A 15,561-nucleotide genomic window follows, 5' to 3' on the forward strand; every position below is an offset into this window, starting at 1 on the left:
CTTGCGTGGGCTGCCCGGGGCTCATTACGAGCCGCCGGATTCAGCCGGGGCAATCGCGCCACGGACATTACCGTGGAGCTGGATGACCCGGCTCACGTTGTTGTAATTCATGCCGTCGGTGGCTGTCATGACCGACTGGCCGCGACGAAGTTTAACCGGCTTTTCGGTCTCGATCACGTCGTCGTTCACGAGCACGCGGAAATGCTCGGAATCGGCCTGCATCTCGGGGGCGCCGTCGCCGGCCGCGCGCAGGATGCGGGCGGTGTCGTAAAGATCGACGATCGAGGCGTCGGCGTTCACCTTGCCGCGCAGGCCGGTGGCCGTCACGATCGGCTTGCCGGGCTGGAATGCTCGCACCGCCGGCATCGTCAGGTCGCTGGTCTCGTCATCTTCGTAGTGGACCATGTGCGTCGCCGTGAGGCGGTACTGTGTCGCACCGGACTGGTCGAGCTCGGTGACCGAAAAGTCGTCCGCGAAGTAGTCGGGCGAGTGCGTGACCTGATGTGGCGCCGCCTCTTTCTCGTGCGGCTGGATCGCCTGCAGGAGCCACCACGTGAAGCCCGCAAGGGCGGCCATGCAGACTAGTGGTACAAGCGACGTGAGACGGAATTTCGGCTCGTTCATCACTGCCCCGCATGCGGCGCGCAGGCCGCCGCGAGCAACGCGTCGTAGCGGCCCTGCGCACGCAGGATCAGATCGGTGACTTCGCGTACGGCGCCGTGGCCGCCGCGCGCGCTGGTGACCCAGTGGGCGCGCTCGAGCACATCGCGATGCGCGTTCGCCGGCGCGGCCGCGAAGCCGCACTGGAGCATCACCGCGAGGTCGGGCCAGTCATCGCCCATGTAGCCGCACTGCTCGGCTGTCGTGCCCGTTTCGGCGAGCAGCTGCGCGAATGCGACGCGCTTGTCTTCCACGCCCTGATAGAGATGCGTGATACGCAGTTCTTTCGCGCGCACGGCGACGATCTCCGAGCGCCGGCCCGTGATGATGGCCGTGTCGATGCCGGCTTCGCGCAGGAGCTTCGCGCCGTGGCCGTCGAGCGAGTTGAACACTTTCATCGTGTCGCCCGAGCCGGTGAACATCAGCCCACCGTCGGTCAGCACGCCGTCGACGTCGAAAATCATCAGTCGCACGCGTGCTGCGCGTGCGGTCGCGTCGGATTGGGGTACCACCATAATCAGATCACCTTCTTCGCAAAGAGGTCGTGCATGTTCAGCGCGCCAATCAACTTGCCCGCTTCATCGACGACCAACATCTGATTGATCCTGTGGCGCTCCATCAGTTCCACGGCTTCGATCGCAAGGTGATCGGGCCCGATCGTGCGCGGACCCTTCGTCATGACCGATCCGATCGGCAGGCCGCGGAAGTCACCGTCGCGTTCCAGCACGCGGCGCAGGTCGCCGTCGGTGAAGATGCCCGCCACGCGGCCCTCTGCGTCGGCGATCGCCGTCATGCCCATGCGCTTCGCGGTGAGCTGGAACAATGCGTCGCGCACGGTTACGTCGTCCTGCACCACCGGGACCTGGTCGCCCGTGCGCATAACGTCGCGGACGTAGGTCAGGAGGCGTCGGCCGAGCGCGCCGCCCGGGTGCGAACGTGCGAAGTCGTCTGCGCCAAAACCGCGCGCATCGAGCACGGCGACCGCGAGGGCGTCGCCGAGCGCGAGCGCCGCCGTCGTGCTGGCGGTGGGCGCAAGGTTCAGCGGGCAGGCTTCCTTCGCGACACCGGAATTCAGGTGCACATCCGCGAGTTGTCCGAGCGTCGACTGCGGGCGGCCCGTCATGGCGACGAGCTTCGCGCCGATGCGCTTCACGAGCGGCAGGATCGCGACCAGTTCCTCCGATTCGCCGGAGTTCGAGAGCGCGATGAACACGTCGTCGGCGGTGACCATGCCGAGGTCGCCGTGGCTGGCTTCGGCGGGGTGGACGAAGAATGCGGGGGTGCCGGTGGAGGCCAGTGTTGCGGCCAGTTTGCGGCCAATGTGGCCCGATTTACCTATGCCGGATACGACCACACGGCCGCGGCATCCGAGGATGAGATCGACCGCGCCGACGAAGCTGTCGTCGAGCCGGTCGCGAAGCCCGCGCACGGCGTCAGCTTCGATGTCGAGCACGTCGCGAGCGAGCTTCAGTGCCCGGTCGCCATTGATTTTCGCTATCATTCGCGGAGTATAGCAAAGGCGTTTGTCCGCCGTGCCGGGGCGCCCAGCCGGGTAGCACCGGGGCGGACCGCTCGTCCGGACGTTTCGCGCGAAGGCCGCCCGGTCTCGCCGTGCTTCCCCGTCATCTCCCATTTGTCTCGCCTCGCGCCGATCATGGACCCGGCTCACGCGACAGACCGGTTCACTCACCGGTTTCACACCCCAGTTTCCGTCAGGTTCAGATGTAGAGACCTCCAGCCACGGATGCAACGCAACACACGAGGACGCTTCACACGATGATCTCCCCGCTGGAAATGACCCTGTTCCTGCTGCTCGCGTCGGTGGTCGGCGTCGTGCTGTTCCGTTCCCTGAATCTGCCGCCGATGCTCGGCTATCTGACCGTCGGCATTCTTGTCGGGCCGCATGCGCTCGGCGTCGTGCCGGACACGCACGGGGCGCAGCATCTGGCCGAGTTCGGCGTTGTATTCCTGATGTTCTCGATCGGCCTCGAGTTTTCGCTCTCGAAGCTGCGCGCCATGCGCCATGCCGTGTTCGGGCTCGGGCTGTCGCAGGTGATCGGGACCATCGCCGTCGCGCTCCTGCTCGGGCTCGCGCTCGAACCGTGGGTGCATATCACCTGGCAGGCGTGCGTTGCGCTCGGCGGGGCGCTCGCCATGTCGTCGACGGCCATCGTCACCAAGATGCTCGCCGAGCGCCTCGAACTCGAATCGGAGCACGGCCGCAACATTCTCGGCGTGCTGCTGTTCCAGGATCTCGCCGTCGTGCCGCTGCTCATCGTGATTGCGGCATTTGGCGGTACTTCGACGTCGCTCGTGGAGTCGCTCGGTTACGCGGGCGTGAAGATCGTGGTCGCGCTCGCATTGCTGCTGATCGTCGGCCAGAAGTTCATGACGCGCTGGCTCAACGTTGTCGCCCGGCGCCGCTCTCAGGAGCTGTTCGTGCTGAACGTGCTGCTCATCACGATCGGCGCCGCGTTCATCACCGATAAATTCGGTCTCTCGCTCGCGCTCGGCGCATTCATCGCGGGCATGCTCATCGCCGAAACGCCGTATAAGCATCAGGTGGAAGAGGACATCAAGCCGTTTCGCGACGTGCTGCTCGGCCTCTTCTTCGTGACGACGGGCATGCTGCTCGATCCGAACGTGATCTGGCAGCACCCGCTCTTCGTGGCCGCGTTCCTGATCGGGCCGGTCGTGCTCAAGGCCGTGATGATCACCGCGCTCACGCGCCTCTTTGGCGCGTCGCCGGGCGTAGCGATGCGCACGGGCCTCGGCCTCGCGCAGGCCGGCGAATTCGGCTTCGTGCTGCTGAACCTCATCCTCAGCGAACATCTCGTCGATCAGACGCTGCTGCAGGTGATCCTCGCCTCAATGCTGCTCTCGATGCTCGCCGCGCCGTTCCTGATCCAGAACGCCGACCGCATCGTGCTGCGCCTGTCGTCGACTGAATGGATGCAGCAGTCGCTGCAAATGACGCGCATTGCTACGCAGAGCCTCAAGCAGAGCGGCCACGTGATCATCTGCGGGTATGGGCGCGCCGGGCAGAACCTCGCGCGCATGCTCGAAAACGAAGGACTCTCTTACGTGGCGCTCGACCTCGACCCGGACCGCGTGGCGGCGGCCGCGGCGGCGGGCGAGTCGGTGGTGTTCGGCGACGCGGCGCGGCGCGAGTCGCTCGTCGCGGCGGGTATCCACCGGGCGGCGGCGGTGGCGGTTACTTACGCGAACACGCCATCGGCTACGCGCGTGCTGCACCACGTCCACGAACTGAAACCGACACTGCCGACGATCGTGCGCACGGTCGACGACGCCGATCTCGACCGCCTGCTGGCGGCGGGCGCGACCGAGGTGATTCCGGAGATCGTCGAAGGCAGCCTGATGCTCGCCTCGCACATGCTGGTGCTGATGGGCGTACCGATGCGGCGCGTCGTGCGGCGCGTGGAGGAGCTGCGCGACGAACGCTACAGCCTGCTGCGCGGCTACTTCCGCGGCACCGACGATGTCGACGAGGACGGCCACGAGCAGGTGCGGCTACAATCCGTACCGGTCGACCCGCGCGCCGACGCCGTGGGCCGCACGCTCGCCGAACTGGGGCTGCACGACCTCGGCGTCGAGGTGACCGCGATCCGCCGGCACGGCATTCGCGGCGTCGAGCCGGATCCGTCGACGAAGCTGCGCGAGGACGACATTCTCGTGTTGCGCGGACTGCCCGAGCAGCTCGCCTCGGCCGAAGAACGGCTTTCGCGGCACCGCAAGGCGGGTAGCGGAGCCGGAGCGGGGGCAGGGCGTCCTGAGCCTGGCGGCCCAGCGACCTGATTCTTTTTCTGCCGCTGTTTGTTCGCTGTTTGTTCGCTTTTGATTGTTAGTCACCCCAGATATCACCCGGAGAAATCATGTCCAACGCACCTGCGAACGCGAGCGCCGAACCTGCGCAGTTCGTGAAGAACCTGATCCGCACGGTGCCCGACTGGCCTCAGCCGGGAGTGCAGTTCCGCGACATCACGCCGCTCATCGGCGACGCGAAAGGACTGCGCGTGTTGATCGACCTGTTCGTGGAGCGTTACGTCGATGCGAAGCTCGACTACATCGCCGGGCTCGATGCGCGCGGCTTCATCATCGGGCCGATCGTTGCGTATGAGCTGAACGTGGGCTTCATTCCGATCCGCAAGATCGGCAAGCTCCCGTACAAGACGGTCTCCGAGACCTACAAGCTCGAGTACGGCGAATCGACCGCCGAGATTCACGAAGACGCCTGCGGCAAGGGCGATCGCGTTGTGATCGTCGATGACCTGATCGCTACGGGTGGCACGATGCTCGCGGGCAAGCTGCTGCTGGAGCGCGTTGGCGCGACGGTGGTCGAGGGCGCGGCGATCATCGACCTGCCGGACCTCGGCGGCTCGAAGCTGCTCACCGATGCGGGCCTGCGGCTTTTCACGATCACGTCGTTCGGCGGCCACTGATACCAGCGCCATGCCGAATTTCGCCCTCTTTCTCGCGACGTCGCTCGCCATCACCTTCGCGCCCGGCCCCGACAATCTCCAGGTGCTCGCGCGCGGAATTTCGCAAGGCCGCGCGGCGGGGCTCGTCTCCGCGCTCGGTTTCGCGGCCGGCGTGACATTCCACACGACGCTCGCCGCGCTCGGCATCGCCGCGCTGCTGCGTTCGTCGCCGGTTGCGTTCCAGATCCTGAAGCTCGCGGGTGCCGCGTACCTCGTCTGGATCGGCATCAAGGCGCTGCGGAGCCAGGGACTCGCCGCGGCGGGCGAACGCGAGCGCCAGCCGCTCTCGACGATTTTCCGCCAGAGCGTGCTCGGCAACATGATGAACCCGAAGGTGACGCTCTTTTTCGTCGTCTTCCTGCCGCAGTTCGTCGATCCGCGCGGCGCCCAGGGCGTGACGCTGCAGATGCTCGAACTCGGGCTGATTTTCATGCTGCAGACCGTTGTGGTGTTCTCGATCTTCGGTCTGTGTGCGGGCACTATCGGCGGCTGGCTCAAGCGCCGTCCGCGCGCGGGCGTATGGCTCGACCGCCTGGCGGGCCTCACGTTCATCGCCATCGGCATTCGTGTCGCGCTGCGCGACTGACCGGATTCGCGGGAGCCTTGCACGATGACCTTGCCTTGCATCAGCGCTGCGCGCCGGTTCGACGTGCGCGCGCATCTGCCGTTCTGGATCGGCGGCGAGCGCGTCGGCTGGATCCGACTGTCCGACGCGGCGCTGCTTGCGCGCTGGCCCGACGTGTTCGAAGTCGGTGCCACGCGCGTCGCCATGTCCGACACGTTCGATAACCTGACCTCGCGCAGCGCGGCGCTTGGCGCCGTGATCGGCGCGTTGGCCGCTGAGGGCCGCATTCCGGGCTGGCGCGACGAGACCTACGCGATCCGCAACGCCTTCGACGCCCCGCCGCTCGCCTATATCGAGCGCGCCGCGTCGCGTTTCTTCGGGACGATGACCTGGGCGGTGCATCTGAACGGTGTCGTAGACTATGCGCGTTCTGCGTCGCCTCGCGCGCCGCAGCTATGGATCGCGCGCCGCAGCGAGACCAAGGCCACCGATCCGGGCATGCTCGACAATGTCGTCGCGGGCGGCATCGGCTGGGGCTTCGGCGTCGAGGCCACGATCGTCAAGGAATGCTGGGAAGAGGCCGGTATCCCGGCCGACATCGCGCAGCACGCCCAGGCCGGCCGCACGGTGCACGTGCTGCAATCGTTGCCCGAGGGCACGCAGGCCGAGCAGGTCTTCGTCTACGATCTCGCGCTGCCCGAGGATTTCGTTCCGCACAATCAGGACGGCGAAGTCGGCGAGCACCGGCTCGCGCGCATCGACGAAGTCGCGCGCTGGATCGAGGAGGGCGCGATGACCGTGGATGCGAGCCTCGCCACACTAGACTGTCTGTTGCGTCGACGCTGGATAGACGAAGATGCGTGCGAGGGCATCGGCGCGATTTTCGAACCACCTGCGCTGTGAAAGGGCGCTGGTTTTGCGCGGCAATGCCACTGACTGAAATACCAGGGATTTGAAGGGAGTTACCAAGGTCATGTCGACCGAACACAGCTTTATTCTCAAACTGTCGTGCGCCGATCGTCCGGGCATCGTGCATGCCGTGTCGGGCTTCCTGTTCGAGCGCGGCGCCAACATTCTCGACTCGGCGCAGTTCGGCGACAGCCATACGGGCGAGTTCTTCATGCGCGTCGACTTCCAGCAGGTGGGCGGCGATCCGGGTCTCGAAGCGCTGCGCGTGGCGTTCGCGCCGCTCGCTCAGGAGTTCGGCATGCGCTGGGAGTTGCACGACGCGAACGTGAAACCGCGCGTCGTCATCATGGTCTCGAAGATCGGGCACTGCCTGAACGATCTGCTGTTCCGCTACCGCACGGGCCAACTGCCGATCGAGATCCCTGCGATCATTTCGAATCACAAGGACTTCTATCAGCTCGCCGCGAGCTACAACATTCCGTTCCACCATTTCCCGCTGCTCGGCGGCACGGAGGCGGACAAGGCCGCGCAGGAAGCGCGCGTACTCGAAGTGGTGAATAACGAGGGCGCCGATCTCGTGGTGCTCGCGCGCTACATGCAGATCCTTTCGCCGCAACTGTGCGACGCGCTCGAAGGTCGGGCGATCAACATCCATCACTCGTTCCTGCCGAGCTTCAAGGGCGCGAAACCCTACTACCAGGCGTTCGACCGTGGCGTGAAGCTGATCGGCGCGACCGCGCACTACGTGACGACGCACCTCGACGAAGGCCCGATCATCGAGCAGGAAGTGGAGCGTGTGGACCACAGCATGACGCCGGAGCAACTGACGGCGATCGGCCGCGACGTCGAGTGCGTGACGCTCGCGCGCGCGGTGAAGTGGCATGTCGAGCATCGCATCGTGCTCAACGGCAGCAAGACGGTGGTGTTCCGCTAGACCGCGCGCCCTGCGTTGAAGTTGACGACGTAAAAAAACCGGCTACCCGCAAGGGTGCCGGTTTTTTGTTGCGTCGGCATTTAAACCAGCCGCAGATAAATCAGTTCCCGCTTGATATACGCGTAGAAGATGGGCGCGGCGATCACGCCTTGAATGCCGAATGCGGCCTCCATCACGATCATTGCGACGAGCAGTTCCCATGTGCGCGCTTCGATCTGGCCGCCGACGATCCGCGCATTCAGGAAGTATTCGAGCTTGTGGATCACGATGAGGAACGCGAGCGCGCTGATCGCGGCGGGCAGGCCCACCGTGAGTGCCACTGCGACGATCAGCGTGTTCGAAATCAGGTTGCCGATCACGGGCAACAAACCCACGATGAACGTCACTGCGACGAGCATTTTCGCAAGCGGCAACGGCGAGTGAAAGATCGGCAGGACGAGCAGGAGGAAGATGCCCGTGAACGTTGTGTTGATGGCCGAAATCTTCACCTGCGCGAAGACGATGCGGCGGAAGGCATCGGCGAACCGCGCCACGCGCGTGACCAACGCGGTGGAAAGCGGCAGACGCAGTGCGTTCTTCTGCGCGCCGATTGCGACGATCGCGCCGATGATCATGCCGATTACGATCTGACCGAAGATGCGCGCGGCGTTCTTGCCGCCCTGGCCCAACTGGTTGGCGTGCTCGTGCATGAGCGCGACCGCTTTCACCTTCAACTGATCGACGTCCACCGGCAGGTAAGCAGCGACGGCTGCGGGAATGTGCCCGCGCGCCTGGTCGACGAACACCATCATCTGGGACATGACTTTCTGGACGCTCGGCACGTCGTCCTCGAAGTGCTCGATGATGCCGACCGTGAGACCCGTCAGCACTCCCACGATCACGATCGACACCAGTACCACCGAAGCCCAGCGCGCACGCTGGCTCGACATGCTCCGTTCGATGAACGGCGCGATCGTATGGACGAGCTGGTAGACGAGCATTCCCGCGAGGAGCGCTCCGAGCAGGTTCAGGTGCAGAACGGCAAACAGCCCGACGACGGCCGCAATATAGCTGCCGATCTCGACGGCCGAGAGTTTCGGCAGACTCATGTCGCTCGTCAGCCGGACCGGCCGCGGCCGGAGGTCGCGCACATCTTTTTCGTCTGTCGCTTCGTTGCGCTTGCCCATAATGGCTGTATTCCGTATTCAGACCCGGGGAAACGTCCGTTCCCCGTAAATTCACTGCATTGCTGATGCTGCCCGCACGCGTTGCCGCGTTCCCCCGGGCGACTGCCTTATTGCCCCGCCGATGCCGCCAGTGCGTCCGACTGCCGTCGGAGTAGCGGCGCCAGATACCGTCCCGTAAAGCTTGCCTTCGATTTCACGACCTGCTCCGGCGTGCCCTGGGCGACGATCTGGCCTCCGCCGGCACCGCCTTCGGGGCCCATGTCCACGATCCAGTCGGCGGTTTTAATTACATCGAGATTATGCTCGATGATCACTACGGTATTGCCCTGATCGCGGAGCCGGTGGATCACCTCCAGCAGGAGCGCAATGTCGTGGAAATGCAGGCCGGTCGTTGGCTCGTCGAGTATATACAGCGTGCGGCCGGTGTCACGCTTGGAAAGCTCAAGCGAGAGCTTCACGCGCTGCGCCTCGCCGCCCGAGAGCGTCGTGGCCGACTGGCCGAGCCGGATATAGCCAAGACCCACGTCCAGCAGCGTCTTCAGTTTGCGTGCCACCACCGGCACCGCCTTGAAGAACTCGTAGGCCTGCTCGACCGTCATGTCGAGCACCTCGCTGATATTTCTGCCCTTGTACTGCACTTCGAGCGTTTCGCGGTTGTAGCGCTTGCCGTGGCAGACGTCGCACGGAACGTACACGTCCGGCAGAAAGTGCATTTCCACCTTCAGTACGCCGTCGCCCTGGCAGGTCTCGCAGCGGCCGCCCTTCACGTTGAACGAGAAGCGACCCGACTCGTAGCCGCGCTCCTTGGCCGCCGGCACGCCCGCGAAAAGCTCGCGGATCGGCGTGAAGAGGCCCGTGTAGGTCGCCGGATTCGAGCGCGGCGTGCGGCCGATCGGCGACTGGTCGACGCTGATGACCTTGTCGAAGTGGTCCAGCCCCTCGATCGCCTCGAACGGCGCGGGCTGAGCCGACGCGCCGTACAGATGTTGCGCAACGGCGTGGTAGAGCGTGTCGTTGATGAGCGTGGACTTGCCCGAGCCCGAGACACCCGTCACACAGGTGAGCAGGCCCACCGGCAGGTCGAGGGTCACGTGCTTGAGGTTGTTGCCGTGGGCTTCGACGATGCGCAGACGCCGCTCGTCGGGTTCCTTGCGCTCGTCCGGGTAGTCGATGCGGCGCGAGCCCGAGAGGTACTGCCCCGTCATCGACGCCGGATCGTGCTCCACTTCTTCCGGTGTCCCCTGGGCGATCACCATGCCGCCGTGCACGCCCGCGCCCGGGCCCATGTCGACGACGTAATCGGCCATGCGGATCATGTCCTCGTCGTGCTCGACGACGATCACCGAATTGCCGAGGTCGCGCAGATGCTTGAGCGTGGAGATGAGCCGGTCGTTGTCGCGCTGATGCAGCCCGATGGACGGCTCGTCGAGCACGTACATCACCCCCGTCAGGCCCGAGCCGATCTGCGACGCGAGCCGAATGCGCTGCGCTTCGCCACCCGAGAGCGTTTCGGCGCTGCGTTCGAGCGAGAGATAGTCGAGGCCCACGTTGTTCAGGAACATCAGGCGCGCGACGATCTCCTTGACCACCTTGTCGGCGATCTCGCGCTTCGAGCCTTCGAGCCGCAGCGTCTGGAAGTAGCCGAGCGTGTCGCGCAGCGGCCAGCCGCTCACCTCGTAGATGGCGCGCGCGTGCTCGTCCGCGCCGATGCGCACGAAACGCGCTTCGCGGCGCAGGCGCGTGCCTTCGCAGTGCGGGCAGGCCTGATTGTTCTGGTACTTCGAGAGCTCCTCGCGCACGGCGACCGAATCGGTTTCGCGGTAGCGGCGCTCGAGGTTCGGGATGATCCCTTCGAATACGTGCTCGCGCACCGAAGTCCGGCCGCGCTCGTTCATGTACGAGAACGGAATCTGCTCCTTGCCCGAGCCGTAAAGCAGGATCTTGCGCACCTTCTCGGGCAGGTCTTCGAATGCAGTGTCGATGTCGAAGTCGTAGAACACCGCCAGGCTCTGCAGCATCTGGAAGTAGAACTGGTTGCGCCGGTCCCAGCCCTTCACCGCACCCGCCGCGAGCGACAGCGACGGGTGCGCGACCACGCGCTTCGGATCGAAGAACGTGATCTGGCCGAGGCCGTCACATTCCGGGCACGCGCCCATCGGGTTGTTGAACGAGAAAAGACGCGGCTCCAGTTCCGGGATCGAGTACGAGCAGATCGGGCACGCGAACTTCGAGCTGAAGAGGTGCTCCTTGCCCGTATCCATTTCGAGCGCGATCGCGCGGCCTTCCGCGAGACGCAACGCCGTTTCGAACGACTCGGCGAGCCGCTGCTTCATGTCGGGGCGCACCTTCAGGCGGTCCACGACCACGTCGATGGTGTGCCGCTCGCTCTTCTTGAGCTTCGGCAGCGATTCGACCTCGTAGATCTTCGCCTCGCCTTCGTTGGCCGTGCCGCCGCCCGAGCGCACCCGGAAGCGCACGAAGCCCTGGGCCTGCATGTCGTCGAAGAGTTCGACGTGCTCGCCCTTGCGGTCGGTGACCACGGGGGCGAGGATCATCAGCTTGGTCTCTTCGGGCAGCGCGAGCGCGGCGTCCACCATCTGCGAGACGCTTTGCGCCGCGAGCGCGATCTCGTGGTCGGGGCAGTACGGCGTACCGACGCGCGCGTACAAAAGACGCAGGTAGTCGTGAATCTCCGTGACCGTGCCGACCGTCGAGCGCGGATTGTGCGACGTCGCCTTTTGCTCGATGGAAATAGCGGGTGACAGACCCTCGATCAGGTCGACGTCCGGCTTTTCCATCAGCTGCAGAAACTGGCGCGCGTAAGCCGACAGGCTCTCCACGTAGCGCCGCTGGCCCTCTGCGTACAGGGTGTCGAACGCAAGCGAGGACTTGCCCGAACCCGACAGCCCGGTGATCACCACGAGCTTGTGGCGCGGCAGGTCCAGATTGACGTTTTTCAGGTTGTGGGTTCGGGCCCCACGGATACGGATTTGTTCCATGAACCTGCGGGAGAAAGGGAGGCTAAACCTGCTACTATAACGACTTTTCCAGACCGCCGTTACGGGTTGCTGACGGTTCGTGAAGGTCCTCGAAAGGCATACCACGGGCAGATTTCAGGCCATTGTGCGGAGCACTACGCGGAGCAATACGCGAATCACCGCGCGAATCACCGCGCGGGACCACTGCGGGGATGAGGCGCCGCCGGCCGGAGCGCGTGCGAAGGCAGGCTGCCCGTTCAGCATCGTAGATGGGGCGTTCGCGCGCCGTTGCAAGACGGTACCGGGGATGCGCCAGCGTTGGCAGGCGCGTTGCGCCGGGGCCGCGGGGGCGCCACAGTCGCAGGATCGTCAAGCACGAAGCCATTACGGCAATAACGAAGTCCGCCTTCATCTGCTTCCACTTCTGCGGACAGCGGCGGCGCAATCAGAACACGTTCCCGATGTCCATTCCGTCTGCCACCTCCTCACGCATGAGCGCGCCCGAATTGCGCGCGACCGTGTCGCTCGCCGCGATCTTCGCGCTGCGCATGCTGGGCCTCTTCATGATCATGCCGGTGTTTTCTGTCTACGCGAAAACGATTCCCGGCGGCGACAACCTGCTGCTCGTCGGCGTCGCGCTCGGCGCCTATGGCGTCACGCAATCGCTCCTCTACATCTTCTACGGCTGGCTTTCCGACAAGGTCGGCCGCAAGCCGGTCATTGCCGCAGGCCTCGTCATTTTTGCCATCGGCAGCTTCGTGGCCGCGTTCGGGCACGACATCACGTGGATCATCATCGGACGGGTGATTCAGGGCATGGGCGCGGTGTCGTCGGCCGTGCTCGCCTTCATCGCCGACCTCACCGCCGAAGAGCACCGCACCAAGGCCATGGCGATGGTCGGCGGCTCGATCGGCATGTCGTTCGCCGTGGCGATCGTGGGCGCGCCGATCGTGTTCCACTGGGTCGGCATGAGCGGACTCTTCACGCTCGTCGGCGTGTTTTCGATCCTCGCTGTGGGCGTCGTGCTCTGGGTAGTGCCCGACGCACCGAAGCCCGTGCACGTGCGCGCGCCATTCGCTGAAGTGCTGCACAACGTCGAACTGCTGCGCCTGAATTTCGGTGTGCTGGTGCTGCACGCGACGCAGACGGCGCTCTTCCTCGTCGTGCCGCGCCTGCTCGTCGATGCGGGCCTCCCGGTCAAGTCGCACTGGATGATCTATCTGCCGGTGATGGGCCTCGCCTTCGTCCTGATGGTTCCGGCCATCATCGCCGCCGAAAAGCGGGGCAAGATGAAGGCGGTGCTGGTCTCTGCGATCGGCCTTATCCTTATTGGCCAGCTTTTGCTCGGCTCGCTGTCGCATACACTTACGATCGTGGCGTCAGTGCTTTTCATCTATTTCCTCGGCTTCAATATTCTGGAAGCGTCGCAGCCGTCGCTGGTGTCGAAGCTCGCGCCGGGTGCGCGCAAGGGCGCTGCGACGGGCGTGTACAACACGACGCAGTCGATCGGCCTGGCCCTCGGCGGTGTGGTCGGCGGCTGGCTGCTCAAGCACGGTGGTGCGAGCACGGTTTTCTATACGTGCTCTGGGCTTGTCTTGTGCTGGCTTATAATCGCGGCCTATATGAAGGCGCCGCCGAAGCGCGCCTGATATCGGTCGAACAGTATTCGCGGAGGCGGTCCGCACGCGAGCGGCGACAGCCGCCACGCATGCGCCGCGAGGCCGCTCCTCGCAACGGAATCAACAGGAGAAATTCATGGCATCCGTGAACAAGGTCATTCTCGTCGGCAACCTCGGTGCTGATCCGGAAGTGCGCTATCTGCCGAGCGGCGATGCGGTGGCGAATATCCGCCTCGCCACGACCGATCGCTACAAGGACAAGGCGTCCGGTGACTTCAAGGAAATGACCGAATGGCACCGCGTGTCGTTCTTCGGCCGCCTGGCCGAGATCGTGTCGGAGTATTTGAAGAAGGGTTCGTCGGTGTACATCGAGGGCCGTATCCGCACGCGCAAGTGGCAGGCGCAGGACGGCACCGACCGTTACTCGACGGAAATCGTCGCGGACCAGATGCAGATGCTGGGCGGCCGCAGCGGCGGCGCGTCGATGGGCGGCGACGACGGCGGCTACAGCCGCGAACCGGCTGAACAGCGCGGCGGCGGCCGTGCGTCGGGCGGTGGCGGTGCGCCGCGCGCGAGCAGCGGCGGCGGCGGTGGCGGCCGTTCGAACGCGCCGGCCGGCGGTGGATTCGACGAAATGGACGACGATATTCCGTTTTGACGCTTAGCGTAGAACAGTCGGAAACAAAAGGCCCGCAACCGGATGGTTGCGGGCCTTTTTCTTCTTCCCGACCGTTGTGACCTTTTCGGTAAGTCGCCTGCTTCCAGACTGCGCAGAACGGCTCACCATGCCGAACCATTCGTCAATGATTCCCGCCGGCACCTTCCGTCGAATAGGCGACGCGAACCGCACCCCAGTGCCTTCCTCGCACCAGAATCGGCGCCGAAGCATCTTTCATCACGATGCGCGTGCCGTTGCCCATCTCGCGGCTATACGTTTGAACAAGAAATGCGCTTCGGCTATTCACCGCGGCCATCGCCGTCCGGTCTTTGAAGAAGCGGCGGTTTCGGCAATTGGCTTCGTTCCAGACGGGATCGTCGGATTGAGGTAACGAGTACTGCGCGTGGTTCGTCGGAAGGTAGCCGTTTCGGTCGAACGCACAGCAGATTCGTATCCGCTTGTCGATCTGAAGCGCCTGATCCTGAATTTGCGGCAAAACCCGGTCGCACAGATTGGTGAAGGGGCTCAAAAACTGAGCCGGCGATGAACGCTGAATGGGCGTGTAGTCGTTCGAAAACAGGTCTGCCTCGCTGATCTGTCCGGCGCCGAGAGCACGCTCGAAAGCGCTCGACACGTCGGCGGCGACGCGTTCCGCCACGCCAATGAACAGTGCATCGGACGTACTGCCGCCAGCGGCGGCGACTTCGCCGAGCAGCCGGTCGGAAACAAGCAGAACGTCGGCGAGACGCTCCCGCGCAGTCGCAACGAGATCATGCGAGGACGTGGCATTTTCGTAAATCGACGAAACGAGCTGAACGACAGACTGGCAATCCGATTCGACGACATCCGACGTGGAGACCGTCGAACTGGCTTGCGCATGGAGCTCTGCGATCGCCTTGTCGGTAGCGGCAATCGTCGAGCCGATTCGCGTCGTCGTTTCATCCACCACGCTTGCCCGTCGCACATTCTCTTTGCTTAGCTCCAGAAGCGCCGAGGTTTCGGAGGCGAGATGGCCGATGGTGCTTTCAATCTCGACAGCTGCGGCATTCGATTGGGCCGCGAGTTGCTTCACCGCCGATGCCACCACGGCGAAGCTTCTTCCAGCGTTACCCGCTTTGGCCGCTTCAATGGCCGCGTTCAGCGAAAGCAGGTTCGTCTGCTTCGACAGCATCGTGATGGTCTCGGCCGCTTTGGCGACTCGCCCCAGCACGTCGTGCAGCACATTGATGCGAGAGCCAATGTCGGCCGTTCCACGGACCAGTTGCTGCACCTCATCCAGCGATGAACCGATATCTTTCGTCGAGTCGCTAATTCGCTCCGCGGCGTCGCGTCCTGTCTGCTCCGCACGAGCAGCGGCTCTGCCCATCTCGCGGTTGTGTTCCGTGAGCTTTTCGGACAACCCGTGCAGTTGCTCGCACGCACGCGATACGTCTCCCGTCGACGATCTCACGCGCTCGACTTCGCCGTCGATCTGGCAAATGCTAACCCCAAGCTTGTCGACGCTGGATGCCATCGACTCCAGCAGCGCACTGCGCGACGCCTTTTGCGTTCGTCGCGAGTGGAATCTCGTCAG

At 64.5% G+C, this 15,561-nt stretch carries 13 protein-coding genes; 7 read left to right on the top strand and 6 right to left on the bottom strand.

What is annotated here, in order from left to right; translation table 11 throughout:
- Positions 1-24: 24 nt before the first annotated feature.
- The 3 genes from lptC to kdsD are packed head-to-tail and all read right to left on the bottom strand — an operon-like array spanning position 25 to position 2,161.
- Positions 25-624 carry an LPS export ABC transporter periplasmic protein LptC gene (gene lptC, locus L0U80_RS01740; RefSeq protein WP_233862138.1) on the bottom strand — a complete coding sequence of 200 codons (600 nt, stop codon included), beginning with the start codon at positions 622-624 and terminating at the stop codon, positions 25-27.
- Complete coding sequence (locus L0U80_RS01745) at positions 624-1,175, bottom strand: KdsC family phosphatase (RefSeq protein WP_233862139.1); 552 nt, start codon at positions 1,173-1,175, stop codon at positions 624-626. The genes lptC and L0U80_RS01745 overlap by 1 nt, the downstream gene beginning before the upstream one ends.
- Positions 1,176-1,177: 2 nt before the next feature.
- A complete protein-coding gene (gene kdsD, locus L0U80_RS01750; RefSeq protein ID WP_233862140.1) occupies positions 1,178-2,161 on the bottom strand; it encodes an arabinose 5-phosphate isomerase KdsD in 984 nt (327 codons plus the stop codon).
- Between the two features lie 275 nt (positions 2,162-2,436).
- Between kdsD and L0U80_RS01755 the strand changes: the two genes are divergently transcribed.
- The 5 genes from L0U80_RS01755 (at position 2,437) to purU (ending at position 7,567) form a co-directional block, all read left to right on the top strand.
- Positions 2,437-4,476: a monovalent cation:proton antiporter family protein gene (locus L0U80_RS01755; RefSeq protein WP_233862141.1), complete on the top strand. Its 2,040-nt coding sequence runs from the start codon at positions 2,437-2,439 to the stop codon at positions 4,474-4,476.
- 77 nt (positions 4,477-4,553) lie between these two features.
- Positions 4,554-5,120: an adenine phosphoribosyltransferase gene (locus L0U80_RS01760; protein ID WP_233862142.1), complete on the top strand. Its 567-nt coding sequence runs from the start codon at positions 4,554-4,556 to the stop codon at positions 5,118-5,120.
- A 10-nt stretch (positions 5,121-5,130) separates the two neighbouring features.
- Complete coding sequence (locus L0U80_RS01765) at positions 5,131-5,745, top strand: LysE family translocator (RefSeq protein WP_233862143.1); 615 nt, start codon at positions 5,131-5,133, stop codon at positions 5,743-5,745.
- A 24-nt stretch (positions 5,746-5,769) separates the two neighbouring features.
- Positions 5,770-6,627, top strand: a complete 858-nt coding sequence (locus L0U80_RS01770; protein WP_233862144.1) for an NUDIX hydrolase — start codon at positions 5,770-5,772, stop codon at positions 6,625-6,627.
- Between the two features lie 70 nt (positions 6,628-6,697).
- Entirely contained in the window at positions 6,698-7,567 is an 870-nt protein-coding gene (purU, locus tag L0U80_RS01775) for a formyltetrahydrofolate deformylase (RefSeq protein WP_233862145.1), read from the top strand.
- 80 nt (positions 7,568-7,647) lie between these two features.
- On the opposite strand, the gene L0U80_RS01780 is transcribed toward purU, so the two are convergent.
- Complete coding sequence (locus L0U80_RS01780; protein WP_233862146.1) at positions 7,648-8,733, bottom strand: AI-2E family transporter; 1,086 nt, start codon at positions 8,731-8,733, stop codon at positions 7,648-7,650.
- Between the two features lie 107 nt (positions 8,734-8,840).
- Complete coding sequence (gene uvrA / locus L0U80_RS01785) at positions 8,841-11,732, bottom strand: excinuclease ABC subunit UvrA (RefSeq protein ID WP_233862147.1); 2,892 nt, start codon at positions 11,730-11,732, stop codon at positions 8,841-8,843.
- A gap of 470 nt (positions 11,733-12,202) precedes the next feature.
- Here uvrA and L0U80_RS01790 point away from each other — a divergent pair, with 470 nt between their 5' ends.
- Both L0U80_RS01790 and L0U80_RS01795 read left to right on the top strand, forming a co-directional pair.
- A complete protein-coding gene (locus L0U80_RS01790) occupies positions 12,203-13,360 on the top strand; it encodes an MFS transporter (protein WP_233865574.1) in 1,158 nt (385 codons plus the stop codon).
- A gap of 106 nt (positions 13,361-13,466) precedes the next feature.
- Complete coding sequence (locus L0U80_RS01795; RefSeq protein WP_233862148.1) at positions 13,467-13,988, top strand: single-stranded DNA-binding protein; 522 nt, start codon at positions 13,467-13,469, stop codon at positions 13,986-13,988.
- A 142-nt stretch (positions 13,989-14,130) separates the two neighbouring features.
- On the opposite strand, the gene L0U80_RS01800 is transcribed toward L0U80_RS01795, so the two are convergent.
- Positions 14,131-15,501: a methyl-accepting chemotaxis protein gene (locus tag L0U80_RS01800; protein WP_233862150.1), complete on the bottom strand. Its 1,371-nt coding sequence runs from the start codon at positions 15,499-15,501 to the stop codon at positions 14,131-14,133.
- Positions 15,502-15,561: the final 60 nt, after the last annotated feature.

It is taken from the genome of Paraburkholderia adhaesiva, from assembly GCF_021390575.1.
In the GTDB taxonomy this organism is placed as follows: Bacteria; Pseudomonadota; Gammaproteobacteria; order Burkholderiales; family Burkholderiaceae; genus Paraburkholderia; species Paraburkholderia adhaesiva.

Bases quoted from the DNA above. Each gene is read 5' to 3' on its own strand.
- L0U80_RS01745 (WP_233862139.1), bottom strand. From the start codon at position 1,175: ATGGTGGTACCCCAATCCGACGCGACCGCACGCGCAGCACGCGTGCGA.
- uvrA (WP_233862147.1), bottom strand. From the start codon at position 11,732: ATGGAACAAATCCGTATCCGTGGGGCCCGAACCCACAACCTGAAAAAC.
- L0U80_RS01795 (WP_233862148.1), top strand. From the start codon at position 13,467: ATGGCATCCGTGAACAAGGTCATTCTCGTCGGCAACCTCGGTGCTGAT.
- L0U80_RS01790 (WP_233865574.1), top strand. From the start codon at position 12,203: ATGAGCGCGCCCGAATTGCGCGCGACCGTGTCGCTCGCCGCGATCTTC.
- L0U80_RS01755 (WP_233862141.1), top strand. From the start codon at position 2,437: ATGATCTCCCCGCTGGAAATGACCCTGTTCCTGCTGCTCGCGTCGGTG.
- L0U80_RS01760 (WP_233862142.1), top strand. From the start codon at position 4,554: ATGTCCAACGCACCTGCGAACGCGAGCGCCGAACCTGCGCAGTTCGTG.
- L0U80_RS01770 (WP_233862144.1), top strand. From the start codon at position 5,770: ATGACCTTGCCTTGCATCAGCGCTGCGCGCCGGTTCGACGTGCGCGCG.
- purU (WP_233862145.1), top strand. From the start codon at position 6,698: ATGTCGACCGAACACAGCTTTATTCTCAAACTGTCGTGCGCCGATCGT.
- lptC (WP_233862138.1), bottom strand. From the start codon at position 624: ATGAACGAGCCGAAATTCCGTCTCACGTCGCTTGTACCACTAGTCTGC.
- kdsD (WP_233862140.1), bottom strand. From the start codon at position 2,161: ATGATAGCGAAAATCAATGGCGACCGGGCACTGAAGCTCGCTCGCGAC.
- L0U80_RS01780 (WP_233862146.1), bottom strand. From the start codon at position 8,733: ATGGGCAAGCGCAACGAAGCGACAGACGAAAAAGATGTGCGCGACCTC.
- L0U80_RS01765 (WP_233862143.1), top strand. From the start codon at position 5,131: ATGCCGAATTTCGCCCTCTTTCTCGCGACGTCGCTCGCCATCACCTTC.
- L0U80_RS01800 (WP_233862150.1), bottom strand. From the start codon at position 15,501: ATGGCATCCAGCGTCGACAAGCTTGGGGTTAGCATTTGCCAGATCGAC.